Annotated in this window: 21 protein-coding genes and 1 tRNA gene; 7 read left to right on the top strand and 15 right to left on the bottom strand. The window is 70.6% G+C overall.

What is annotated here, in order from left to right:
- Positions 1-20: 20 nt before the first annotated feature.
- The gene (locus BGO15_RS07225) at positions 21-602 is read left to right on the top strand and encodes an RsmD family RNA methyltransferase (protein WP_056206948.1); all 582 of its coding nucleotides are present in this window, start codon (positions 21-23) and stop codon (positions 600-602) included.
- Here BGO15_RS07225 and thiL read toward each other — a convergent pair.
- Entirely contained in the window at positions 599-1,591 is a 993-nt protein-coding gene (thiL, locus tag BGO15_RS07220; protein WP_056206949.1) for a thiamine-phosphate kinase, read from the bottom strand. The two genes, BGO15_RS07225 and thiL, sit on opposite strands and share 4 nt — an antisense overlap.
- A gap of 51 nt (positions 1,592-1,642) precedes the next feature.
- Between thiL and BGO15_RS07215 the strand changes: the two genes are divergently transcribed.
- Positions 1,643-2,137, top strand: a complete 495-nt coding sequence (locus BGO15_RS07215; protein ID WP_045248456.1) for a DUF3515 family protein — start codon at positions 1,643-1,645, stop codon at positions 2,135-2,137.
- Positions 2,138-2,140: 3 nt separating this feature from the next.
- Here the strand turns inward: BGO15_RS07215 and BGO15_RS07210 are convergent, their stop codons facing one another.
- The 6 genes from BGO15_RS07210 to leuC are packed head-to-tail and all read right to left on the bottom strand — an operon-like array spanning position 2,141 to position 8,509.
- Entirely contained in the window at positions 2,141-3,238 is a 1,098-nt protein-coding gene (locus BGO15_RS07210; RefSeq protein ID WP_056519862.1) for a D-alanine--D-alanine ligase family protein, read from the bottom strand.
- A complete protein-coding gene (locus BGO15_RS07205) occupies positions 3,144-4,274 on the bottom strand; it encodes an NAD(P)H-dependent glycerol-3-phosphate dehydrogenase (protein WP_056519872.1) in 1,131 nt (376 codons plus the stop codon). Before BGO15_RS07205 ends, BGO15_RS07210 begins: the two co-directional genes overlap by 95 nt.
- Positions 4,264-5,034 (bottom strand): lysophospholipid acyltransferase family protein, encoded by a 771-nt coding sequence (locus BGO15_RS07200; protein ID WP_056206952.1) that lies wholly within the window; start codon positions 5,032-5,034, stop codon positions 4,264-4,266. The genes BGO15_RS07205 and BGO15_RS07200 overlap by 11 nt, the downstream gene beginning before the upstream one ends.
- 3 nt (positions 5,035-5,037) lie before the next feature.
- A complete protein-coding gene (gene murA, locus BGO15_RS07195; protein WP_045248460.1) occupies positions 5,038-6,402 on the bottom strand; it encodes a UDP-N-acetylglucosamine 1-carboxyvinyltransferase in 1,365 nt (454 codons plus the stop codon).
- 11 nt (positions 6,403-6,413) lie between these two features.
- A complete protein-coding gene (gene leuD, locus BGO15_RS07190; RefSeq protein WP_056519875.1) occupies positions 6,414-7,025 on the bottom strand; it encodes a 3-isopropylmalate dehydratase small subunit in 612 nt (203 codons plus the stop codon).
- Between the two features lie 2 nt (positions 7,026-7,027).
- Positions 7,028-8,509: a 3-isopropylmalate dehydratase large subunit gene (gene leuC / locus BGO15_RS07185; protein ID WP_056206954.1), complete on the bottom strand. Its 1,482-nt coding sequence runs from the start codon at positions 8,507-8,509 to the stop codon at positions 7,028-7,030.
- A 242-nt stretch (positions 8,510-8,751) separates the two neighbouring features.
- Here leuC and BGO15_RS07180 point away from each other — a divergent pair, with 242 nt between their 5' ends.
- Together BGO15_RS07180 and BGO15_RS07175 are read left to right on the top strand one after the other, a co-directional pair.
- On the top strand, positions 8,752-10,113 hold the full coding sequence (locus BGO15_RS07180; RefSeq protein ID WP_056519878.1) for an O-acetylhomoserine aminocarboxypropyltransferase/cysteine synthase family protein: 1,362 nt from the start codon (positions 8,752-8,754) through the stop codon (positions 10,111-10,113).
- On the top strand, positions 10,110-11,426 hold the full coding sequence (locus BGO15_RS07175; protein ID WP_056206957.1) for an LLM class flavin-dependent oxidoreductase: 1,317 nt from the start codon (positions 10,110-10,112) through the stop codon (positions 11,424-11,426). The genes BGO15_RS07180 and BGO15_RS07175 overlap by 4 nt, the downstream gene beginning before the upstream one ends.
- A gap of 6 nt (positions 11,427-11,432) precedes the next feature.
- On the opposite strand, the gene BGO15_RS07170 is transcribed toward BGO15_RS07175, so the two are convergent.
- The 3 genes from BGO15_RS07170 to BGO15_RS07160 form a co-directional block, all read right to left on the bottom strand.
- Positions 11,433-12,452, bottom strand: a complete 1,020-nt coding sequence (locus BGO15_RS07170; protein ID WP_056206959.1) for a TerC family protein — start codon at positions 12,450-12,452, stop codon at positions 11,433-11,435.
- A 226-nt stretch (positions 12,453-12,678) separates the two neighbouring features.
- Positions 12,679-12,754: transfer RNA gene (locus BGO15_RS07165), tRNA-Glu, on the bottom strand.
- Positions 12,755-12,884: 130 nt separating this feature from the next.
- Positions 12,885-13,763 carry an EamA family transporter gene (locus tag BGO15_RS07160; RefSeq protein ID WP_056519881.1) on the bottom strand — a complete coding sequence of 293 codons (879 nt, stop codon included), beginning with the start codon at positions 13,761-13,763 and terminating at the stop codon, positions 12,885-12,887.
- 116 nt (positions 13,764-13,879) lie between these two features.
- On the opposite strand from BGO15_RS07160, the gene BGO15_RS07155 reads away from it, so the two are divergent.
- A complete protein-coding gene (locus BGO15_RS07155) occupies positions 13,880-14,518 on the top strand; it encodes an MBL fold metallo-hydrolase (RefSeq protein ID WP_056519884.1) in 639 nt (212 codons plus the stop codon).
- Positions 14,519-14,605: 87 nt separating this feature from the next.
- Here the strand turns inward: BGO15_RS07155 and BGO15_RS07150 are convergent, their stop codons facing one another.
- Genes BGO15_RS07150 through BGO15_RS07135 form a run of 4 tightly spaced genes read right to left on the bottom strand, consistent with a single transcriptional unit; the run spans position 14,606 to position 18,724 of the window.
- Positions 14,606-14,875 (bottom strand): HPr family phosphocarrier protein, encoded by a 270-nt coding sequence (locus BGO15_RS07150; protein WP_045248468.1) that lies wholly within the window; start codon positions 14,873-14,875, stop codon positions 14,606-14,608.
- A 26-nt stretch (positions 14,876-14,901) separates the two neighbouring features.
- Entirely contained in the window at positions 14,902-16,926 is a 2,025-nt protein-coding gene (locus BGO15_RS07145) for a PTS fructose transporter subunit IIABC (RefSeq protein ID WP_056206962.1), read from the bottom strand.
- Between the two features lie 41 nt (positions 16,927-16,967).
- Positions 16,968-17,942: a hexose kinase gene (locus BGO15_RS07140; protein WP_056207109.1), complete on the bottom strand. Its 975-nt coding sequence runs from the start codon at positions 17,940-17,942 to the stop codon at positions 16,968-16,970.
- A complete protein-coding gene (locus tag BGO15_RS07135; protein ID WP_273188161.1) occupies positions 17,939-18,724 on the bottom strand; it encodes a DeoR/GlpR family DNA-binding transcription regulator in 786 nt (261 codons plus the stop codon). Before BGO15_RS07135 ends, BGO15_RS07140 begins: the two co-directional genes overlap by 4 nt.
- Positions 18,725-18,877: 153 nt before the next feature.
- On the opposite strand from BGO15_RS07135, the gene BGO15_RS07130 reads away from it, so the two are divergent.
- On the top strand, positions 18,878-20,989 hold the full coding sequence (locus BGO15_RS07130) for an ArnT family glycosyltransferase (protein WP_056206966.1): 2,112 nt from the start codon (positions 18,878-18,880) through the stop codon (positions 20,987-20,989).
- An 80-nt stretch (positions 20,990-21,069) separates the two neighbouring features.
- Positions 21,070-21,957 carry an aminoglycoside phosphotransferase family protein gene (locus BGO15_RS07125; RefSeq protein ID WP_056206968.1) on the top strand — a complete coding sequence of 296 codons (888 nt, stop codon included), beginning with the start codon at positions 21,070-21,072 and terminating at the stop codon, positions 21,955-21,957.
- Between the two features lie 368 nt (positions 21,958-22,325).
- Here the strand turns inward: BGO15_RS07125 and BGO15_RS07120 are convergent, their stop codons facing one another.
- The gene (locus tag BGO15_RS07120; protein WP_056206971.1) at positions 22,326-23,108 is read right to left on the bottom strand and encodes a hypothetical protein; all 783 of its coding nucleotides are present in this window, start codon (positions 23,106-23,108) and stop codon (positions 22,326-22,328) included.
- Positions 23,109-23,148: the final 40 nt, after the last annotated feature.

Genomic DNA, 23,148 nt, shown 5'->3' with positions numbered 1-23,148 from the left:
CCCGTCGCTATCGTGGGACGGTGACCCGGATCATCGCGGGAGCGGCCGGCTCCCTCACCCTCGAGGTGCCCGACGCCGGCACGCGGCCGACGAGCGACCGTGTGCGCGAATCGCTGTTCGGCGCGCTGGAGTCGGCCGATGCCCTGCGCGGCGCGCGCGTGCTCGACCTCTACGCAGGCTCCGGTGCGCTCGGCCTCGAAGCGATCAGTCGCGGTGCCCACCGCGCCGATCTCGTCGAGAAGGCGCCGCGGGCCGCTGTGGTCGCCGAGCGCAACGCCGCGCGGGTACGCCGAGCCGTGCCCGCCGCGACCGTGCGCGTGCACCGCGCCGCCGTCGAGGCGTTCCTGCGCGGGTTCTCGGACGACATCGACCTCGCCCTGATCGACCCGCCCTACGCGGTCGACGAGCAGGAGATCACCCGGGTGCTGACGCTGCTGATCCCGCACCTTGCGACGCACGCCGTCGTCGTCGTCGAGCGGGACGCCCGCTCCCCCGAGCCCCTCCTGCCGCCGGGCCTGCGCGTGTTCCGCGATCGGCGCTACGGCGACACGACCCTGTGGTGGATCGAACCCGACGACGGCGACGAACCGGGCACCGCCTAGCCCCGCGCGGAATCCCAGTCGCGGTACGGATCCCAGCCGGGAGGCCGGGTGACGGGCTCGCCGTCGAGCCGCAGGGCGATATCACCGGCCGGTCGCACGACTCCGATGGGACGGAACGGAGCCGGCACCGCAGCGCCCGCGGGATACGTCGCCAGCAGCGCGTGGTCCTCGCCGCCGCCGAGCGCACGCTCTCTGTCCGGGCCGAGGGCCGCGGCATCCAGATCGATAGTGACGCCGGAGGCGCGGGCCAGTCGCGATGCATCGAGGGCGAGCCCGTCGGAGACGTCCATCATCGCCGTGGCTCCGGCGCGCGCGGCGATCACCCCCGCCCCGATGGGCGGCGAGGGGCGCAGCTGCGCGACGACGAGCTCGTGATCCACGGGCGAGAGGCGCGCGTCCACCACCGGAACCGGCTGCCCGGCGTCGTCACGGAACCGAGTGAACAGGATGTCGAGCCCCGCCGCCGCACGGCCGAGCTCCCCGGCGATCGCCACGACGTCGCCGACCCTCGCCCCGGCGCGGGTCACCGGCGTCGTCACCGGTATGCCGAGAGCGGTCACCGCCACGGTCAGCGTGTCGGAGACGGTCAGATCCCCGCCCTCCACCGAGCAGCCGGGCGCCAGCGCATCACACGCCGCACGCAACCCCCGGGCCACGTCGGTCACGAACGACAGGCGAGTGTGGTCGGGCATCGCGAGCGCCACGAGCAGGGCCGTCGGGGTCGCTCCCATCGCCGCGACATCCGCGAGATTGACGGCCGCCGCCTTCCAGCCCAGGTCGAACCCGCTCGTCCATGCGAGCCGGAAGTCGGGTCCGTGCACCAGCGTGTCGACAGTGGCGACCATCCGACCCGAGGGAGCCGCGATCACGGCGGCATCGTCGCCGGGGCCGACCTCCGCGCGCGACGCGCCCACCTCCGCGAGGATCGCTGCGAGCACCTCGCCCTCCGACAGGGCGGCGACCGTCGGATCGGCGTCGTGCTGCGGCATCCCCCCACGCTACTCGGCGGCGGGACAGGTGCGAGTCGCTAGCCTGGACGGATGAGTCGGATGTCGCGCGCCCTCCTCGCCGCGACGGCGGCCGGATGCCTCGTGCTCACCGGCTGCGCCAGCACCGTCGCGCTGCAGCCCGCTCCGAACTCCGGCGCGTCAGCCTGCGCCGACATCTCGGTGCGTCTGCCATCCGACCTCGTCGGCAAGGAGCGCCGGTGGACCACCGCGCAGGCCACCGCAGCATGGGGGGACCCCGCTGCTGTGCTCTTCACGTGCGGTGTGACCCCGCCCGGCGCGACAACGATGCCGTGCCGCACGGTCGACGGCGTCGACTGGCTCGTCGATGACACCGACGCACCGCGCACACTCGTCACGACCTTCGGGCGGGTGCCCGCGGTGCAGCTCTACATCGACACCGACCCCACGGGCGGAGTGTCGAGCATCGACGCCCTCACTGCGCTCGGCCCGCTCATCTCGGCGTACACGACGGTGACATCCGAGTGCACCGCTCACGGCGGAGCGACTGCGGCGCCGACCCCCTGAGACTCAGGCGCGGACGACCCGCTCCAGAGCGGTGTCGACGAGCTCCGAGATCAGGTCCGCGTAGCTCAGGCCCGACGCGATCCAGCACTTCGGGAACATCGAGATCGGCGTGAATCCGGGCATCGTGTTGAGCTCGTTGACCACCGGGCCATCGTCGGTCAAGAAGAAGTCGACCCGGGCGAGACCACGCCCGTCGACCGCGGCGAACGCGCGCAGCGCCATCTCCTGCAGCGAGGACACCTCCCCGGCCGTGAGATCAGCCGGGCACACCACGTCGACGCCGTCGCCGCCGAGATACTTCCCCTCGAAGTCGTAGAACTCGCGGTCGCGCAGCACGATCTCCCCGACGAGCGACGCGCGAGGGGCGACATCCGCTCGCCCTTCGAGCACCCCCACCTCGACCTCGCGCCCGACGATGCCCTGCTCGACGAGCACCTTGTCGTCTTCGGCGAACGCGACCCGCAGAGCGGCGTCGAGCTCGTCGAGCCCGTGCACCTTGGACACACCGACGCTCGAGCCGGCTCGAGCGGGCTTCACGAACCACGGAAAGGATGCCTCGGTCAGCCGTGTGGCGACCACGCCCGGGTCGGCGCGCCACTCCGACTCGCGCACGGTGATTCCCGGGGATACCGGCACCCCGGCTGCCGCGAGCGCCACCTTCATGAAGTGCTTGTCCATGCAGACCGCGGAGTCGAGCACGCCGCCGCCCGCGTAGGGGATCTCGAGCGTGTCGAAGAAGCCCTGGATCGTGCCGTCCTCACCGTGCGCGCCGTGAAGGATCGGCAGGATCACATCCACCTCGCCGAGGTCCGCGATCTCGCCGTCCGCGCGACGCACCCGCAGCGACCGGCGTCCCGCGGGCTCGGGCCACAGAATGCGGGTGCCGTTGTCGACCACCTCGGGCAGGTGCGCGGGATCGAGCGCGAATTTGCCGGGATCGTCGTCCTCGAGCACGAACGCACCCGTGCGGGTGATGCCGACAGGGATCACCGCGAACCGGTCGCGATCAATCGCTCCCAGCACTCCCCCCGCTGTTGCGGAGCTGATCGAGTGCTCGCTGGATCTTCCCCCAAACAGAACCACTACGACCGGCTTGTCCATTCTGCGTCCTCTCCCCTTGGGGGGTGTCGTCGTCGGTGGTCAGGTGCGGAGCGATCTGACGGGGATCGAGGTCGCCGTCGAGCACCATCTTGACCTGCTCCACGATCGGCATCTGCACGTCGTGCTCGCGTGCGAGGGTGAGCACGGGCGTCACCGAGGCGAGGCCCTCCGCGGTCTGCTGCATCTGCTTGACGACATCCTGGAAGCTGTAGCCCTGCCCCAGCAGGCGCCCCGCCGTGTTGTTGCGACTCAGGGGCGACTGGCATGTGGCTATCAGATCGCCGAGTCCGGCGAGCCCCTGCAGTGTCTCGGCGCGCGCGCCCATGGCGACGGCGAAGTCGGTCATCTCGACGAGACCTCGCGTGATGATCGACGCCTTGGTGTTCTCGCCGTAGCCGACGCCGTCGACGATGCCGATCGCGACGGCGATGAGGTTCTTGAGCACACCACCGAACTCGGTGCCGATCACATCGGTGTTCACGAATGTGCGGAAGTAGTGATTGCGCGCGCGGCGGGCCACGAGCTCCGCCGTCTCCTGACTCGTCGAGGAGATGACCGCCGCGGTCGGCTGCTCACGGGCGATCTCGAGCGCGAGATTGGGGCCCGATGCGACGGCGATTCGGTCGGGATCGCAGCGCAGCTCCTGCTCGATGACCTCGCTCATGCGCAGATTCGTGCGCTTCTCGACACCCTTCATCAGCGAGATCACCGGCTGGTCGGTGCGGGAGAGGATGGGTCGCAGACCCTTGAGGTTGTGGCGGAGGGCCTGGCTGGGAACCGAGAGGAACACGAGCTCGGCACCGTCGAGAACCGCATGGAGGTCATCGGAGGCCCACATCGTACGCGGCAGATTGATGCCGGGCAGGTACTGACTGTTGCGCTTGGCCCTCGTGATCTCATCGGCGAGCTCGCGCCGACGAGCCCACATGCCGACCTGGGCCCCGCCGTCGGCCAGAATCTTGCCGAACGTGGTCCCCCAGCTGCCGGCGCCGATGACGGCGACGCGAGGGAGCTCGGGCTCGCCTCTACGAGTCAAGGCGACCCGTCTCCTTCTGGCCGTGCGCGGAGGGGTTCCAGCGCTCGGCCGGAGCCTTCTCACTGCGCAGCGTCTCCTCCAGCGACGTGATTCCCTGCATCACCTCGGCCGTCACCGCCACAAGCGTGCTCTGCTCCTTGCCGTGACCGACATGAGCGGAGAGGTCCAGTGCCGGTCCGAACACGATGCGCACGCGCTTTCTCGGCGGCCAGAGCGAGAGCTTCCCGTATCGAGGGAGGATGCGCTGCGAGCCCCAGTGCGCGACCGGGATCAGGGGGATGTCCCCCGCGAGCGCGAGGCGCGCGGCCCCGGTCTTGCCCCGCATCGGCCACAAGTCGGGGTCGCGGGTGAGGGTTCCCTCGGGGTACACGATCACGCCGTGACCTGAAGCAACGAGGCGTCGTGCGGAGGCCACCGTCGAACTCGCCGCGGCGGCCGTCGACTCACGTGCGACGGGCACCATGCCGGTGACACGCAACGCCCAGCCGAGAACCGGCACGCGGAACAGACTCTCCTTGGCGAGGAAGCGCGGGGCGCGTCCGATGCGCCACACGGCGACTGCGACGATCAAGGGATCGATCTCGCTCATGTGGTTCGGCGCGACGACGTAGGAGCCCTCCTCCGGAAGGTTCTCCTCGCCCTCGATCTCGATGCGCGCGATGAGGCCGACGATGGGCACGATGATCGCGGCGAGCAGCCACCAGACGCTGGGCCGCGACTTCTCGGGCGATGCGCGTCTCTTGCGCGACGTGGTCGACACGGCTCAGCCGATGACGTCGAAGTCGGCGCCGAGTGCGCGCAGCTTGGCGAAGAAGTCGGGGTATCCACGCCGGATGATCCCGACGTTGCGCACGATCGACTCCCCTTCGGCGGTCAGCGCCGCGATCACGTGGCTGTACCCGCCGCGCAGATCAGGGACGGTGATGTCGGCACCCCGCAATGCGGTCGGACCGGTGATGACGGCGGCCTGCTCGAGCGCGCGGCGCGCCACGCGACGCACGCCCTCCTGCAGTCCGTGGGGGTGCACGACGATGTCCGCGCCCATCTTCACGAGCGCCTGAGTGAAGCCGAAGCGGTTCTCGTACACCGTCTCGTGCACGACCGAGCGGCCCGACGCCTGGGTGAGTGCGACGATCAGGGGCTGCTGCCAGTCGGTCATGAAGCCGGGGTGCACATCGGTCTCGACGACAACGGGCCGGAGCTCGCCGTCTCGCCGGAAGAGGATCCCGTCCTCCTGCACGTCGAAATCGGCGCCGACCTTCCGCAGCACGTTGAGGAAGGTCAGCATCTCCTGCTGGCGTGCACCGGCGACGAAGATCTCGCCGTCGGTCGCGATCGCCGCGCTGGCCCAGCTCGCGGCCTCGTTGCGATCGAAGATCGCGCGGTGGTCGTAGCCCTTGAGCCGATCGACGCCCTCGATGAAGATGACCCGGTTGGGCTCGTAGGAGATGATCGCGCCCATCTTCTGCAGCACGGCGATCAGGTCCATGATCTCGGGCTCGATCGCAGCGTTGCGCAGCTCCGTGACGCCCTTCGCGCGCACTGCCGTCAGCAGTACCTGCTCCGTCGCGCCGACGCTCGGGTAGGGCAGGTGGATGCTGGCACCGCGCAGGCCCTGCGGCGCCGAGAGTCGGATGCCGCTCGGCAGCTTCTCGACCACCGCGCCGAACTTGCGCAGCGCGTCGAGGTGGAAGTCGATCGGCCGGTCGCCGATGCGGCATCCGCCGAGATCGGGGATGAACGCCTGCCCCAGGCGGTGCAGCAGGGGGCCGCAGAACAGGATCGGGATACGCGACGCGCCGGCGTGGGCGTCGATCTCCTCGAAGTGCGCAGACTCGACGTCACGGGGATCGAGCACGAGCGAGCCCGGCTCGACACCGTCTTCGACGCGCACGCCATGCACCTCGAGAAGAGAGCGCACGACGGCGACGTCGCTGATCTCGGGCACGTCGCGCAGGATGCTCGGGCTCTCACCGAGAAGAGACGCCACCATCGCCTTGGTGACGAGGTTCTTGGCGCCCTTCACCTCAACGCGACCGGAGAGCGGACGGCCGCCCCGGATCGAGATGATCTCGCCCTCCTCCTCTTTGCGTCCGCCTGCGATGGATGCGTCGCCTAGGAGAGTCATACGGTGCGGCCTCACTTCGTGGGAGCGTCCGGAACGGGGAGCGTCCGGGGCTTCCAGGACTCGCGTCGCGCCTCGTAGGCGGCGATGCGATCTTCGTTTCGAAGGGTGAGTCCGATGTCGTCGAGACCCTCCAGAAGCCGCCACCTAGTGTAATCGTCGATGTCGAAACCGACACGAAGGTCGCCGATGACGGCGGTTCGGGTCTCGAGGTCGACGGTGAGCTGCGCACCGGGGTCGGCATCGAGAACCGCCCAGATCGACTCGAGGTCGGCCTCGGAGATGACCCCGGCCACCAGGCCCTGCTTCCCGGCGTTGCCGCGGAAGATGTCGGCGAACCGGGGGCTCAGCACCACACGGAATCCGTAGTCGCGCAGCGCCCAGACAGCGTGTTCACGACTCGAGCCGGTGCCGAAGTCGGGACCGGCGACGAGCACCGACGCGCCCGCGTAGGCGGGCTGGTTGAGGATGAACTCCGGATCCTGGCGCCAGTTGGCGAACAGCGCGTCCTCGAATCCCGTCTTGGTCACCCGCTTGAGGTAGACGGCCGGGATGATCTGGTCGGTGTCGACGGCCGATCGATGCAGCGGGACGGCGACGCCGGTGTGGGCGGTGAACTTCTCCACGGTCAGGCCTCCTGTCGGGCGCCGGTCGCCACGGCGACGAGCGGTTCGAGATCCGCGGGGCTCGAGAGGGTGCCTCGCACAGCGGTGGCGGCGGCCACGAGAGGCGACACCAGATGCGTCCGCCCGCCCTTGCCCTGACGTCCCTCGAAATTGCGGTTCGACGTCGACGCGCAGCGCTCCCCCGGCGCGAGCTGGTCGGGGTTCATTCCCAGGCACATCGAGCATCCCGCGAACCGCCATTCGGCGCCGAAGTCGGTGAACACCTTGTCGAGTCCCTCGGCCTCAGCCTCCAGGCGCACCCGGGCGGAACCGGGAACCACCATGACGCGCACGCCCGGCGCCTTCGTGCGACCGCGCACGACATCCGCGAACGCGCGCAGGTCCTCGATACGGCTGTTGGTGCACGAGCCCATGAACACGGCGTCGACCGCGACATCCTTCAGCGGGGTGCCGGCCGCGAGGTCCATGTACTCGAGCGCACGCTCGGCGGCGGCCCGCTCGTTCGGGTCCGAGAAATCGGACGGCGTCGGCACGACGTCGCCGAGCGACACACCCTGGCCCGGGTTCGTGCCCCACGTGACGAACGGCTCGAGGGCCGCGGCATCCAGGTAGACCTCCGCGTCGTAGACCGCACCCTCGTCGCTCGGCAGCGTGCGCCAGTAGGCGACGGCGTCGTCCCAGTCCGCGCCTCGCGGCGCGTGCGCACGGCCCTCGAGGTAGGCGAAGGTCGTGTCGTCGGGGGCGACCATACCGGCGCGCGCCCCCGCTTCGATCGACATGTTGCACATCGTCATGCGGCCCTCCATCGAGAGGGACCGGATCGCCGAGCCGCGGAACTCCAGCACGTAGCCCTGGCCGCCGTTCGTGCCGATCTTTGCGATGACAGCCAGGATGATGTCCTTCGCGGTCACCCCGGGCTTCAGCTCGCCCTCGACGGTGATCGCCATCGTCTTGAAGGGCTTGAGCGGCAGCGTCTGCGTGGCCAGCACATGCTCGACCTCGCTCGTGCCGATGCCGAAGGCCATGGCCCCGAACGCGCCGTGGGTGGAGGTGTGGCTGTCGCCGCACACGACGGTGATGCCCGGCATCGTGAGCCCCAACTGCGGGCCGACGACGTGCACGATCCCCTGCTCGCGGTCGCCGAGCGAGTGCAGGCGAACCCCGAACTCGGCCGCGTTGCGACGCAGCGTCTCGATCTGGGTGCGGCTCGTGAGGTCGGCGATCGGCTTGTCGATGTCGAGTGTCGGAGTGTTGTGGTCCTCGGTGGCGATCGTGAGGTCGAGACGGCGCACCGGGCGCCCCTCGGCGCGGAGGCCGTCGAAGGCCTGCGGGCTCGTCACCTCGTGCACCAGGTGCAGGTCGATGTAGATGAGGTCGGGTTCGCCGTTCTCACCCTTGACGACGAGGTGGTTGTCCCAGACCTTCTCCGCGAGCGTGCGCGGACGGTCGGGAATGGTGGGCGAATCGGACGTGATGTCGGTCATGGCTCTGACGTACTCCTCGAGTGGGTGTGGAGGCCCGCGACGAACTCCGCGACGAGGACGGCCTAGAACAAGGTCTCGTCGCGGCCGCTAAGGAGGAGGCGAGCGATCCGCACCTCGTCACAGTACCACCGGCGCCTCGGCGCAGGGCTCGACGGCGTGACGTCGTATTGCACCCGATGATGGCGGCGGCGGCGCGCCGTGCGACGATTCCCCTTTGACCCCCGCCCTACCCGAGGAGAGTCGTGACCGAGCACGCAGCGCACACCGAGGCATCCTTCGACACCCGTGCCGCGCACGCCGGCGCCGAGTGGTCGGATGCCGCGTCCCGCACCGTGCCGCTCTACCTCACCGCCGGGTTCCGCTTCGACGCCTTCGACACCGCCGCCGAGCACTTCGCCACGGGCGCCGGCTTCGGCTACACCCGCACCGGAAACCCGACCGTCTCGGCCCTGGAGCAGAAGCTCGCCGCCCTCGAGTCCGGCGCGGAGGCCGTGTTCCTCGCGAGCGGCCAGGCGGCCGTCACGACCGCCCTGCTCACGCTGCTCTCCGCCGGCGACCACATCGTTCTCTCCGCCCACATCTACGAGGGCACCCGCGGCCTCGTCTTCGACAACCTGTCGCGGCTCGGCATCACGGCCACGCTGGTCGACGAGATCTCCGACCCCGATGCGTGGCGGCGCGCCACCCGCCGCGAGACGCGCGCCTACTTCGCCGAGTCGATCGCGAACGCGCGCAACGACATCCTCGACGTCGCTCTCGTCGCCGGCGTCGCCGACGAGTTCGGCATCCCGCTGGTCGTGGACAACACGTTCGCGACGCCGGCGCTGCTGCGACCGATCGAACACGGCGCGGCGATCGTCGTGCACTCGGCGAGCAAGTTCCTCGGCGGTCACGGGGCCGCGCTGGGCGGCGTGATCGTCGACGACGGCCGGTTCGACGGCGTCACGGCGGGCCGCCTGTTCCCGCACCTCGTCGAACGCAACGCGAGCGGTGCGCCGAGCCCGTGGGAGCGCCACGGCGGACGCGCGCGCATCGCCTACGCACGAGAGACGGTCGCCCCCCGCTTCGGCGCGACGCCGTCGCCCTTCAATGCCTTCTTGGTCGGCCAGGGGGCGGAGACCCTTGGTTTGCGCGTGCGGCACCAGTCCGCGGGCGCCCTCGCTCTTGCGACCTGGCTCGAGGAGCAGCCCGAGGTCGCCTCCGTCGACTACGCCGGTCTTCCCACGCACCCCGATCACGACCTCGCGGTGCGTCAGCTGCATGGCGGCTTCGGCTCGGTGTTCGCGTTCACGCTGAACGGCGGCGAGCCCGCCGCCCGCGCGTTCGTCGAAGCGGTTCAGCTCGTCACGCATATGACGCATCTCGGCGACGTGCGCACGCTCGTTCTGCACCCCGCCTCGACGAGCCACTCCGGCCACGCGGAGTCAGAGCGGGTACGGCGCGGAGTTCTCCCCGGCACCCTGCGTCTGTCCATCGGCATCGAAGACGTCGACGACCTGCGTCGCGACCTCGCCCGGGCGCTCGCCGCCGCGGGCGCCGCCAGCGGATCCCCCGCCGCCGTCGCCGGGTCCGGCGACCGTTCCACGGAGGAGATCCTCGCATGACCCGCCTGCAGCACTTCGGCTGGTTCCTCGCCCGCGGCTTCGGCCCGCACGGCTGGGGATACCCCTCCCTCGACTGGGACTACGACTGGACGAAGCCCGGCCTCTACCAGCAGTCGGCGCGCACCCTCGAGCAGGCCGGGTTCGACCTCGTCATCATCGAGGACGCACCGTCCCTCGGCAGCCCGGAGACGATAGATCTGCGGATCCGGCATGCCTTTGGCGGCCCGAAGCACGATCCGCTCCTCCTCGCGCCGTACCTCTTCGACGCGACCGAGCATCTCGGCGTGATCCCGACGGTCAACCCCGCGGCGTACGTGCCCTACACGGCGGCACGTCAGTTCGCGACCCTCCAGCACCTGAGTGGCGACCGTCTCGGCCTGAACGTCGTCACCGACACCGGCAGTGCCCGCCACTTCGGCACCGCCGCGCCGCTCGGCCACGACGCCGCCTACGACCGCGCCGAGGAGTGGCTGGAGAGCCTGCGGCTGCTGTGGCGCAGTTGGTCGCCCGAGGCCCTCGTCGTCGACCCCGTCTCGGGCGTCTACGCGGACGGCACCCGGCTCGACCACGCCGCGCATCGGGGCGAGTACTTCGCCTTCGACGGCCCGCTCAACGCGGTGCCTTTCCGCGAGGGCGAGCCGGTGATCGCGTCGCCGGGCGGCAGCGGACGCGGACTCGGCTTCGCGGGCGCGAACAGCGACATACAGCTCGCGCTCGCCCCGCTCGATCGCGACAGCATCACCGCCTATCGAGCGAAGATCCACGCGGCGGCGGTCGAGCGTGGTCGGCGCCCGGAGGAGATCACGATCCTCTTCGCGATCCAGCCCGTGCTCGTCTCATCAGCGGCCGAGGCGGACCGACTCGTCGCCGCGTCGGCGAACCCCGATGAGGCCGCCCTCGTGCAGATCGCGCGCAAGCAGTCGAGCGATCTCGAGACCGACCTCACGGCGCTCGACCTCGACGCGCCGATCCCGGCGGGCACGTTCGCGAACCACGTCTCGGAAGGCAGCATCCGTCGCCTCATCGGGAGGAACGACGCCGCCACCACGCCGCTGCGGCAGATCCTCGCGTCGCATGCGCGGCTCGGACGCCTCACCGACGGGTCCGGCTTCGTCGGCACCGCCGACGAGTTCGCCGACCGCATCGAGGAGCTCGCCGAGTGGGGCAACGACGGCGTACTGCTCTGGGGCGACCTGCACCCCGTCACGGTGCACCGCGTGCTCGATGAGCTCGTGCCGATCCTGCGCCGCCGCGGCATCCTCCGCCGCGAGTACGCGCCGGGCGGTCTGCGCGCGAACCTCGCCGCGTTCTGACCCCGATCAGACGGATGCCGCGGGGCCCGCGGCATCCGTCCCGTCGCGGTCGCGACGCGAGGCCATGAGACTCGCCACCGTGGCGACCGCCATCGAGGCCACGATGACGCCGAGCGAGGCGAGCGTGGAGATCTCGGGCGCCCATTCCACCCCATGACCTCCGTTGATGAACGGCAGCTCGTTCTCGTGCAGCGCGTGGAAGACGAGCTTCACGCCGATGAACGCGAGGATGAACGCGATGCCGTAGTGCAGATAGCGGAGCGAGTCGAGCAGTCCGCCGAGCAGGAAGTAGAGCTGGCGAAGTCCCATCAGCGCGAACAGGTTCGCCGTGAACACGAGGAACGGATCGGCGGTGATGCCGAAGATCGCCGGGATCGAGTCGATCGCGAACACCAGATCGGTGAAGCCGATCGCGACGAACACGAGCAGCATCGGGGTGAAGAGGCGTCGGCCGTCGACGGTCGTGCGCAGCTTCGCGCCGTCGAAGGACTCGCTGATCGGGAAGATGCGTCGCAGCGTGCGCACGATCACTCCCTCGCGCTTCTGATCGTCGTCGTGGTCGTCGCCGCCAAACGCCTGCCGATAGGCGGTGTAGACGAGGAAGATGCCGAACAGGTAGAACACGGCGCTGAAGTGCTCGATGATCGCCGCCCCCAGCAGGATGAAGATTCCGCGCAGCACGAGCGCGATGATGATGCCGACCATCAGCACCTCCTGCTGGTAGCGACGCGGCACGGCGAATTGCGCCATCAGCAGCACGAACACGAACAGGTTGTCGACCGACAGGCTGTACTCGGTCAGCCAGCCCGCGAGGAACTGGCTGGGCACGTCGAACCCGCCGCTGACGGCCCACAGCACGCCGGCGAAGACGAGTGCGAGCGAGACGTAGAACCCGACCCAGAGCCCGGCTTCCTTCATCGACGGCACGTGCGGCCGGCGCACGATGAGCAGGAGGTCGGCGACGAGGATCAGCACGAGAACCACGAGTGCGGTGATCTCGAACCAGGCGGGCAGAGCGGATGCCACGGGCGATGCCTTTCGGGAGGGTGCGACGAACGTCGACGGTCTCTCCCCCGCACAGTGCGGCGCGCACCCGGGGCGGCGACGTTGCGCCCGTGATGACGGATGCGCGAGATCGGGATACTCCCCCTCGCATCCGGAACTCTACTCCGGGCGGAACCGCGCGTCGCGCGGTGCGGGGCAGATGCGGAAACGTCGAAAGCCCGGTGCGAACACCGGGCTTTCGACGTGTTGGTGACCCCAGCGGGATTCGAACCCGCGTTACCGCCGTGAGAGGGCGGCGTACTAGGCCGCTATACGATGGGGCCGTTAGGCAACCGTTCGATTATGCCATGCCTTCGTGGTGCCCGACAAATCGGCGCCCACACTCCACTGATCCCTTCCGCCGCGAGGACGGAGGCGGCCACGGATCGGGTCGCGACGATCCGCCGGTCCGGATCACGCGACACCGAACAGCACGGATGCGATCACCGCGAGGGCGACGCCGGCGAGCTGCGGCGCCGCGAGTCGCTGCCTGTCGAGCAGCCAGGCGGCGACGACCGTGAACACCGGGTACAGGTTCACCAGCACCCCTACGACAGCCAACGGGCCGCGGTGCAGCGCGAGCACGAGGAAGACGTTCGCGACGCCGAGCAGAACGCCGGCGACGAGTGCCTGGATGATCGCGACCCGCCTCGCCGTCCCGTCCGCGATCACGGGTTCACGCGCCGCCCGTACCCGCACTCGCCGCGCACGCGCCAGCAGGAACATCCCGAGCATCGCGACGCCGAACGTGAGCTCGAGGAAGACGGGAATCTGCTCGGCGGCGACGGGAGCCGCATCGACGGCCAGGATCGAGGCACCGAGGAGGAGCCCCGACACGACGGTCAGCACGCCCGAACGCTGCGTGAGTCGCGGATGCCCCTCCGCCCGGCGAGACGATGCGAGCACCGCCGCGCAGATGGCGAGCAGCACAGCGACCCAGCCGAAACCGCCGAACCGCTCCCCGCGACCGACAGCGACGGCGACCGGCACCGCGGACTGCAGCACGCCCACGAGTGGGGCCACGAGACTGACCGAGCCGGACACCGCCGCCGCGTAGAACGCGATCGACCCCGCCGTCGCCGTCACCGCCGCGACCACGCCCCATCCGACGGCCGGCCCGCTCCACTGTCCCCCGACGACGATCACGATCACGCCGAGTACGGCCGCGCCGGACGCGTAGGCGAGGATCGTGGTGCCGACGGCACCGAGCCGTCGAGCGGCCATCGCGCCGAAATGTCCGTCGATGCCATACGCCGCCGCGGTGAGCAGCGCGAGCACGACGGTGACCACCACCCGTCGATTATTCGGGACGCGGCGAGGTCAGCCCGGACGCAACCGTAATACGCGTCACACTCCGCCTGACGCGGCGCGGAGTTGCCGCGGCATCCGCATCGTTGTTGACTCGCTTCATGCGAGTGACCAAGCATCTGCACGCCGCGCTGACCGTCGAGAACGAGGGGAAGACCCTCGTGGTCGACCCCGGCTCGTTCACCACCCCGCTCGAGGGGCTGCGCCATGTCGTGGCGATCGTGGTCACGCACGAGCATCCCGACCACTGGACCCCCGAGCACCTCACCCGGCTGCGCCGCGACCACGGCGACGTGCCGATCTACGCACCCACGGGCGTCGCCGCCGCGGCCGCCGGCTTCGACATCACCGTCGTCGAGGCGGGCGACACGGTCGACGCCGGCGGGTTCACGCTGCGGTTCTTCGGCGGCCGCCACAACGAGATCCACTCGAGCATCCCGATCGTCGACAACCTCGGGGTGCTCGTCGACGACAGGCTCTACTACCCCGGCGACTCGTACGCGGTGCCGAAGGGAGTCGACGTGGAGCTGCTCGCGGCGCCGGTCGGCGCTCCCTGGCTGAAGATCGGCGACGCGATGGACTTCGTGCTCGCGGTCGCGCCGCGCCACGCCTTCGCGACCCACGACATGACACTCTCCGTGGCCGGCCGTGACATGGGGCGCGCGCGGCTGCGCTGGGCGACCGAGCAGCACGGCGGTGCGTTCCATGATCTCGACCCGGAGCAGTCGGTCGAGATCTGACCGGGCCGCGTCAACGACGAAGCGGGATGCCGCACCGAGGTGCGACATCCCGCTTCTGCGTGCCGATCAGACGCGCAATGGCCCGGATTACTCCGCGTCGAGATCGGTCTCGAGCAGGGCGACGAGTTCGTCGAGCGCCTGCTCGGCTCCGTCACCATCGGCCTTCAGCGTGACGACGGTGCCGTGCGCGGCGCCGAGCCCCATCAGGGAGAGGATGCTGCCCGCGTTCAGATCGGGGCCGCCGGCCACCGCGATCGTCACGGGGATCTTCTTCTCCTGAACCGCCTGCACGAACAGCTTCGCGGGGCGGGCGTGGAGTCCGGAGGCGCTGGCGATGGTCGCCTGGCGTTCGGCCATGGTGTATCTCCTTCGTAACGGTGTGTTCAGTGTGCGGCGACGGCCTGCGGCACCGCGGCCAGCTCAGGCTCGTCGGCGACGATCTCGAGAGGGCGGCGACGCGCGAAGCGCTTGAGCAGGATCACGACCACCGCCGTAACGACCGTACCCACCGCGATCGAGAGAATCCACAGCGGGAAGCTGTCGATGGCGAAGAAGACGAAGATGCCGCCGTGGGGTGCCTTCGAGGTGACGCCGAAGGCCATCGACAGGGCACCGGTCACGGCACCTCCGACCATCGCCGCGGGGATGACGCGGAAGATGTCTGCGGCGGCGAACGGAATCGCACCCTCGGAGATGAACGAGAGGCCGAGCAGCCATGCCGCCTTGCCGTTCTCACGCTCGGCGGGGCTGAACAGCTTGCGCCCGAGCACCGTGGAGGCGAGGGCCATCGCGAGCGGCGGCACCATGCCGGCGGCCATGACGGCGGCCATGATCTCGAGGTAGCGGTTGTCGCCGGCGATGCCGGCGGCGAGGTTCGCGGTCGCGAAGCCGTAGGCCACCTTGTTGACGGGTCCGCCGAGGTCGAAGCACATCATGAGGCCGAGGATGATGCCGAGCACGATCACGCCGACACCATTGAGGCTGGAGAGCCAGTTGTTCAGGGCGGTCACCACGAACGCGATCGGCCCGCCCAGGACGAGGAGCATGAGCCCCGACGCGAAGATCGACGCGAGCAGCGGGATGATGACCACGGGCATGAGACCTCGCAGCCAGCGCGCGACCTCGAAACGACCGAGCCACCAGGCGGCGAGACCGGCGAGCAGACCGCCGATGATGCCGCCGAGGAAGCCCGCGCCCATGTAGGCCGCGACCGCACCGGCGACGAAACCGGGGGCGATACCCGGGCGGTCGGCGATCGCGAAGGCGATGTAGCCGGCCAGGGCGGGCACGAGGAAGCCGAACGACAGGGCGCCGATCTTGAACGCGACAGCACCGAGGTACACGTTCAGCGGGTTCGCGCCGAGGTTCCAGAGGGTGGAAGCGCCGAGCACCTTGTCGGCGTTGAAGGCGATCTCGTAGCCGCCGAGCAGGAAGCCGAGCGCGATGAGCAGACCGCCGCCGGCCACGAACGGGATCATGTAGCTGACGCCCGTGAGCAAGGCCCGCTTCACGGTGCTGCCGAGGCCGCTGCGTGCGGCGGGGGCGGCGGCGACGGGGGCGCTGCCGCCGGCGCGACGGGCCGACGGGTCGGATGCCGCGGCGGTCGCCTCGCTGATGAGCTTCTCGGGCTCTTCGATGCCGCGCTTGACGGAGGCACGCACGAGAGGCTTGCCGGCGAAGCGGCCGGGCTCGCGCACGTCGACGTCGACCGCGAAGATGACGGCGTCGGCGGCGTCGATGACCGACTGGGCGATCGGCTTGTAGCCGCTCGATCCCTGCGGCTCGACGACGAGGTCGATGCCGTCCGCGGTGCCTGCGGCGGTGAGGGCATCGGCGGCCATGAAGGTGTGCGCGATCCCGGTCGCGCATGCGGTGACCGCGACGATGCGCGCGGGGCGGCCGTCGACGGTGTGGCGCGCGGCCCCGGTGGGAGCCGCCGCGGCGGCCGGTGCCGTCTCGCCGGCGATGGCGCGGTCGACGACGGAGACGACGTAGGCCGCGTCGCGGGCGCCGCGCAGCTGCGCGGTGAAGTCGTCGTTGAGCAGGTTGCGCGCGAGCTTCGAGAGCACGGCGAGGTGCTCCTCGGCGGCGTGCTCGGGAGCGGCGATGAGGAACACGAGGTCGGCCGGGCCGTCGGGAGCGCCGAAGTCGACCGCGGGCCGCAGGCGCGCGAACGCGAGCGAGGCCGTCGTGACGGCGGCGCTCTTGGCGTGCGGGATCGCGATGCCGCCGGGAAGGCCGGTCTCGTCCTTGGCCTCGCGGGCCCAGGCGTCGGCGAACAGCGCCTCGGCGTCCGTCGCACGGCCGGCCGCCACCACGCGCGCAGCGAGCGCGCGGATGACCGCCTGCTTGTCGTCGCCGAGCGATGCGTCGAGGACGACGAGCTCCGGCGTGATGATGTCTGACACAGTGACCTCCGTGGTCGCAGTGGGGTGGGTGGTGGTGGGTTTCAGTGGTCGGTGAGCGGGACGCTCGCCGGCGCGGGGAGTGACGAGATGGGGATCTCGTCGACAGGTAGGTCTGCGTGGGTGGGCGCCTGGGTGCCGGGCAGGGATGCCGCGGCCGCGCCATAGCGGATGGCGGTGGCGAGCCGGGTCGACTCCTCGGCACCGTCGAGGTCGGCGAGGAGGTAGCCGGCGAGGGAGGAATCGCCCGCGCCGACGGTGCTGACCGGGCGGATGGGCGGGGGACGCCCGATCCAGGCGCCGTCCGCGGTGACGAGGAGCGCGCCGGCGCTGCCGAGGGTGATGAGCGCCGCGCCGACACGGGTCGGAACGAACCGGCGTGCCGCGGCGACGAGGGATGCGGGGTCGGCGTCGCGCGCCGCGTCGTCGTCGAGCAGCGCGGCGAGTTCGTCGTCGTTGGGCTTGATGAGGTCGGGGTGGGCGTCCGCGACGACCGCGGCGAGGGCGGGGCCCGAGGTGTCGACGGCGATGCGCGGCGCGTGCGCGCCCCACCGCCCGCGGGTCGCGGCGATCACGTCGACGTAGAGGTCGTCGCCGGCGCCGGGCGGCACGGACCCGGCGAGCACGAGCCAGCGGGCCCCGGCCGACGCGGTCACGACGGCTTCGATGAGCGCAGCCCGTTCGGCGGCGCTCAGCTCGGCGCCGGGCAGATTCAGCTTGGTCGTCTCGCCGCGGGGATCGGTGATGGCGATGTTCGAGCGCACGTGCCCGGCGACCGGCACCGCACGAGCGGGGATGCCCGTCGCGCGCAGCACGGTGTGGAACGGATCCTCCGGGGAGAGCGGCAGCACGGCGACGGCGCGTTCTCCCGCGGCGGCGGCGACGCGGGCGACGTTGATGCCCTTCCCGCCGGCATCCTCGCGTGCGGAGACGGCGGCCTGCACCTCTCCCGGTGCGAGCGGGCCTGCGAGGGTGACGGTGCGGTCGAGCGAGGGGTTGGCGGTGAGCGTGACGATCATGCGCGCCACACCTCCACATCGGCGAAGGCGAGTACCGCGGCGAGCTCGCCGGTCGGGTCGGCTTCGCTGACGAGCACATCGATGTCCTCGACCCCGGCGAACCGGCGCAGCGACTCGCGCTGGAACTTCGAGCCGTCGACGACCAGGATGACGCGGCGCGCCGCCCGCACGATGGCGGCCTTGACGGCGGCCTCCTCCATGTCGGGGGTGCTGAGGCCGAAGTCGGCGGAGATGGCGTTGGTGCCGACGAAGGCGATGTCGGGACGCAGCTGGGCGATGGTGGCGACGGTCGTCGCGCCGACGGCCGCGGCCGTCGCCGATCGCACCCGTCCGCCGGTGACAGTCAGGGAGACGCGGGGGGCGTCGGCGAGGGCAGGTGCGAGGGCGATGGAGTTGGTGATGACGTCGGCTGTCGCGTCGACGCGCGCGAGGCGCTCGGAGAGCGCGTCGGCGACGGCGGCGGTCGTGGTGCCGGAGTCGAGGAAGATCGAGCCGGTGAAGCCGGCCGGGATGGCCTCGAGCGCGCGGCGGGCGATCGCGATCTTGGCGGCCTCATGCTGCGTGCGTCGTTCGAGCACGGTCGGCTCGATCGTGCTGATGCGGTCGGTGGAGACCGCTCCCCCGTGCACCCGACGCAGAAGGCCGGCGTCTTCGAGCACGGCGAGGTCGCGACGCACCGTCTCGGTGGTGACCTGGAACCGCTCGGCGAGGTCGATGACCGACACGCGCCCGTCACTGGTGACGAGCTGTTCGATCAGCGCGTGGCGCTCCGTCGCGTACATGGACCCTCCTTGGACATCCACAAAGTACAACACCAACACACACAAAACAACATCCAAAGCAACATTGCCCCACACAGCCACTCCTCGCCGTCCACAGACACCTCATAGACTTCGCCGAGACCGGACATCGAGTCGCCGCATAGCGTCGCCGACGTGACATCCATAGCCCCGCCTTCTCAGGCCGTACCCGTCTCTCCCCCGGCCTCGGTCGCCGCTCGTCGGCGCTGGGGTGTCTGGCCCCTCGGATTGGTCCTCCTCGGTCTCGGCGCCGCCGTTCTCACGGCGTGGGGCGTCTGGAACGGATCGCAGTCCGACTACTACGCATCCATCGCGCTGTCGATGAGCAAGAGCTGGTCGAACTTCTTCTTCGGTGCGTTCGACCCCGCCGGCACCGTGACGCTCGACAAGATCCCCGGCTCGTTCTGGGTGCCCGCACTGTTCGTGAGAGTGTTCGGGTTTTCGACCTGGGCGATCATCCTGCCGAATGCCCTCGCCGCCGTCGGCGCCGCGCTCATCACCGCGGTGACCGCCAAACGGGTCGCCGGCACCACCGCGGGTCTGCTCGCGGGCGCCGTCGTCGCGACCACGCCGATCCTCGTGGCCGTCTCGCGCTCGAACCAGCCGGAGTCCTTCTTCGTGCTGGCGATCGCCGCGGCCGCCTGGGCCGCCGTCCACGCGGTGCAGAAGGCGAGCTTCGGATGGCTCGTGGCCGCCGGCCTGTTCATCGCGGCTGCCTTCCAGTGCTACATGCTCGAGGCTTGGGCCGCGTGGCCGGCGCTCGGCATCGCGTACCTGTGCAGCCGGCAGCCGTGGGTTCGCAAGATCTGGACGCTCCTGGTCGCCGGCGTCATCAGCGCCGCGGCATCCGTCGCGTGGATCGTGATCGTCTCGCTCGTGCCGGCGTCCTCGCGGCCCTACATCGGCAGCACGCTGCACAACAGCGCCTGGGAGATGGTGTTCGGCTACAACGGTCTCGGCCGGTTCGGTTCGAGCACCGCCGACAGCAGTGCCTACAACTCGTTCACTCCGCCGTTCTCGGGCAGCGCCGGCATCTTCCGCCTGTTCAACACGCAGCTCGCCGGGCAGATCGGCTGGCTCGTGCCGGTGACGCTGCTCGCCCTCGTCGTGCTCTGGATCGCCAAGGTGCCGCGCACCATCACCGTGCTGATCGGTGTCTGGTTCCTGACGTACGCCGCGATGTTCTCGGTCGTGGCCGGCATGCACCAGTTCTACACGGCGTCGCTCGCGGTGCCGATGGCGCTCGCGGTCGGCCTCGCGTTCGGCGCAGCCCGGAAGGCGAACATCCGGTGGGCGCAGGCATCCCTCGTCGGCGTCGCCGCACTCACGGCGTTGATCATCGGCATCTCGTACGGCGGCTACTCGATCGTCGTCTCGATCCTGCAGCTGGTCGCCGCGGCGGTCGCCATCGGCCTCATCTACTGGGAGCGCGCGCGCACCCGCCCCCTGCGGTTCGTGACCGCGCTCGTCGCCGGAGTGGGCCTGCTGCTCACCCCGACGGTCTGGTCGGTCGTGACCATGTCGCACCCGAGTTCGATCAACCCGGTCGCGGGCGGCGTGGCGGACATGAGCGGCGGCATGGGTGGTCCCGGCGGCGGACAAGGCGGTCCCGGCGGTCAAGGCGGCTTCGGCGGTCAGACCCAAGGCGGCTCGTCCTCGGCCCAGGGCGGCCCCGGCGGGTTCGGCTCGCAGAGCGGTTCGTCGAGCAGCCAGGGCGGGTTCGGTTCCGGCGGCCCGGGTGGCGCGGGCGGCCCCGGCGGATCGAGCGCGCAGGGCGGCCCCGGCACGCAGGGCGGTTTCGGCGGATCCAGCAGCGGCTCCGCGCAGGGCGGTCTCGGCGGCCAGGGCATCGCGGGCATGTCGAGCTCGTCGTCGTCGGACGCCGAGCTGATGACCTGGCTCGAGCAGCACGCGACGTCGAGCACCGAGTACCTGGTCGCGACGTTCGGCGCGCAGCAGGCGGCCGGGCTGATCATCGGTTCGGACGGCGGCTCGGTGCTCCCGATCGGCGGTTTCAGCGGCAGCGACCCGGTGCCAACGCTCGCCGAGTTCCAGGCCCTGGTCTCCAGCGGCAAGCTCACCTACGTGCTGCTGAGCGGAGCGGGCGGGGGCGGCGGCGGCATGGGCGGATCGTCGTCGGGCACGTCGAGCGAGATCCAGTCGTGGGTCGAGCAGAACTGCTCGAGCGTGAGCGACTCGCCGAGCTCGAACCTCTACTCCTGCTCGGCATCGAGCACCGGGTCCTGAGGGGCGCGGCCTCAGACGACGGATGCCCCGGCTCTCCCCTCGAGCCGGGGCATCCGTCTGTGTCGGCCTAAGGTGATCGGATGCCGGACTCCCCCGCGGCCGACCGCGTGATCGATGAGCTGCTCGTGCGTGGGCTGCTGCGGGCCGCCACGCCCGAGTTCGCCGAGGCTCCGCTCGCGTTCGCCGCGGAGGGCTGGGACTGCGCACTCTGGCGGGTGGGCGAGCACCACGCCGCCCGGTTGCCGCGGCGCGAGGTCGCCGATGCGCTGGTGCGGCACGAGCAGGAGTTCCTGCCGGCGATCGCCCGCCGTCTCGCGACCGCCGGAGTCGGCGCCCCCGCTCCCCTGGTCGCGGTGCACGCGAACGAGGCGACACCGTTCCCGTGGAGTCTCGTGCCGTGGTTCGACGGCGAGGCGGCGATCGACGTGCCGCGCGCGGAGCGCGGAGCGTGGGCCGGCCCGCTCGCCGCGGGCATCGCCGCGCTGCACATGCCCGCGGCATCCTTCCCCGAGAATCCGTTCCGCGGAGTGCCTCTTGCGGCCCGGGACGCGTCGATTCGGGCGCGGCTGCGCGAGGCTCCGGTGTCGGCTGCCGAGCACGCACTTCTGGATGCCGCGTGGCACGACGCCCTCACGGCAGAACCGCACATCGGGCCGCCGGTGTGGCTCCACGGCGACCTGCACCCGGGCAATGTCGTGGTGCGGGGCGGGCGCCTGGTCGCGCTGATCGATTTCGGCGACCTCACCGCGGGCGACCCCTGCTACGACATCGCCGTCGGGTGGCTCGCGTTCTCGCCCGTCGACCGTGCCCGGTTCCTGGCGGAGGCGGGTGTCGACGAGGGGAGCCCGCTCGCCCTCCGGGCGCGCGGCTGGGCGGCGGCGTTCATCGCCGTGCTGCTGTGCGCGAGCGACGACAACCCCCGCTACGCCGCCGAGGCGCGCGCGGCCCTCGCCGACTTGGCGCGCTAGATCTGCCCGGCTCGCCGTGCCGGCGCGCGAGGTCTGCCCGCCTCGCCCCGAGCCGCCGCGGAGAGACCTCTCGCCGTGGCGCTGTACCGAACGCAGGCGATCACACGAGCGCAGGAGAACGCCGCGGCATCCGTCCTGTTCTCGCGCCATCGCCTGTCTCCACGCGCGAGACGCCCGGCGCCGCCGCGGGGCGGCGTCTGGCCGCGGCGCTGCACCGCACGCAGGCGATCACACGAGCGCAGGAGAACGCCGCGGCATCCGTCCTGTTCTCGCCAGATCGCCTGTCTCCACGCACGGGACGCTGCCCGCACGAACGACGACGCCCCGCTCCGCCGCTGCGGAACGGGGCGTCTGACGGATGCCGCGGCTCAGGCCTCGCTCATCGCGGTCTGCGCCGCGAGCTCGGCCTGACCCTTGGCGGCATAATAGGCGGCGCGGGCCGCGTCACGGCGGGCCTGCTCGGCCTGGCCTGCGTCGAGGGTCTCCTGCGAGATCGGCACGCTCTCGACGTGGTTCACGCCGTGGTACTTCTCGATGTACGCGTCGAGCTCGGGGCCTGACTCCCACGAGGTGATGAGGCAGTAGCGGGGCTCGTTGCCGAGGTGGGTGGCGGCGTGCCACAGGCGCTGCGTGTCGATGATCAGCTGCGCGCCGGCCGGCAGCGCGATGCGCACCTCGCCTTCGGGATCGGTGCGGTTGTGACGCAGCACGAAGTAGCTCTCGGTGTCGTCGGTGAGGTTGAAGAACCCGCGCACGACCCAGCCGGTGCCGTCGGGGTTGAGGCGGTTGTTGTCGTCCTGGTGCAGGTTGTAGAGGCAGTCGCCGTAGCTGTTGGGCTGCAGCTCGATGATGCGGCAGCGGCCGACGTTCGCGCCCGGCTCGAGCGCACGCTCGGTGAGAGTCGGGGCGAGCTCCGTCTGGGCGGGGATCCACACGCCGTCCTTGTCGGTGCGCGGCGGCTTGTGGTTCCAGAAGCCGTTGCATTCGATCTCGCCGAAGGCGCTTGCAAGCGGTGCGAAGCGCGTGTCGCCCGACGACTTCCAGTCGACGTACTCGATGTCGAGCCACTCCTTGGGGTCGAGCGGCTTGTTGTAGCTGTCGAGAACGACGTAGCCGGTCTCTTCGAGCGCGGCGGAGGTGATGTAACCCATGAGGTGGTCAGCCTTTCGTCCAGGGGCCAGCGAAGTTTTA

Origin of the sequence: Microbacterium sp. 71-23 (assembly GCF_001897265.1) — a bacterium.
Classification (GTDB): Bacteria; Actinomycetota; Actinomycetes; order Actinomycetales; family Microbacteriaceae; genus Microbacterium; species Microbacterium ginsengisoli.
Note: the sequence above shows the minus strand (reverse complement) of the source record. Positions and strands in the feature narration are given on the sequence as shown.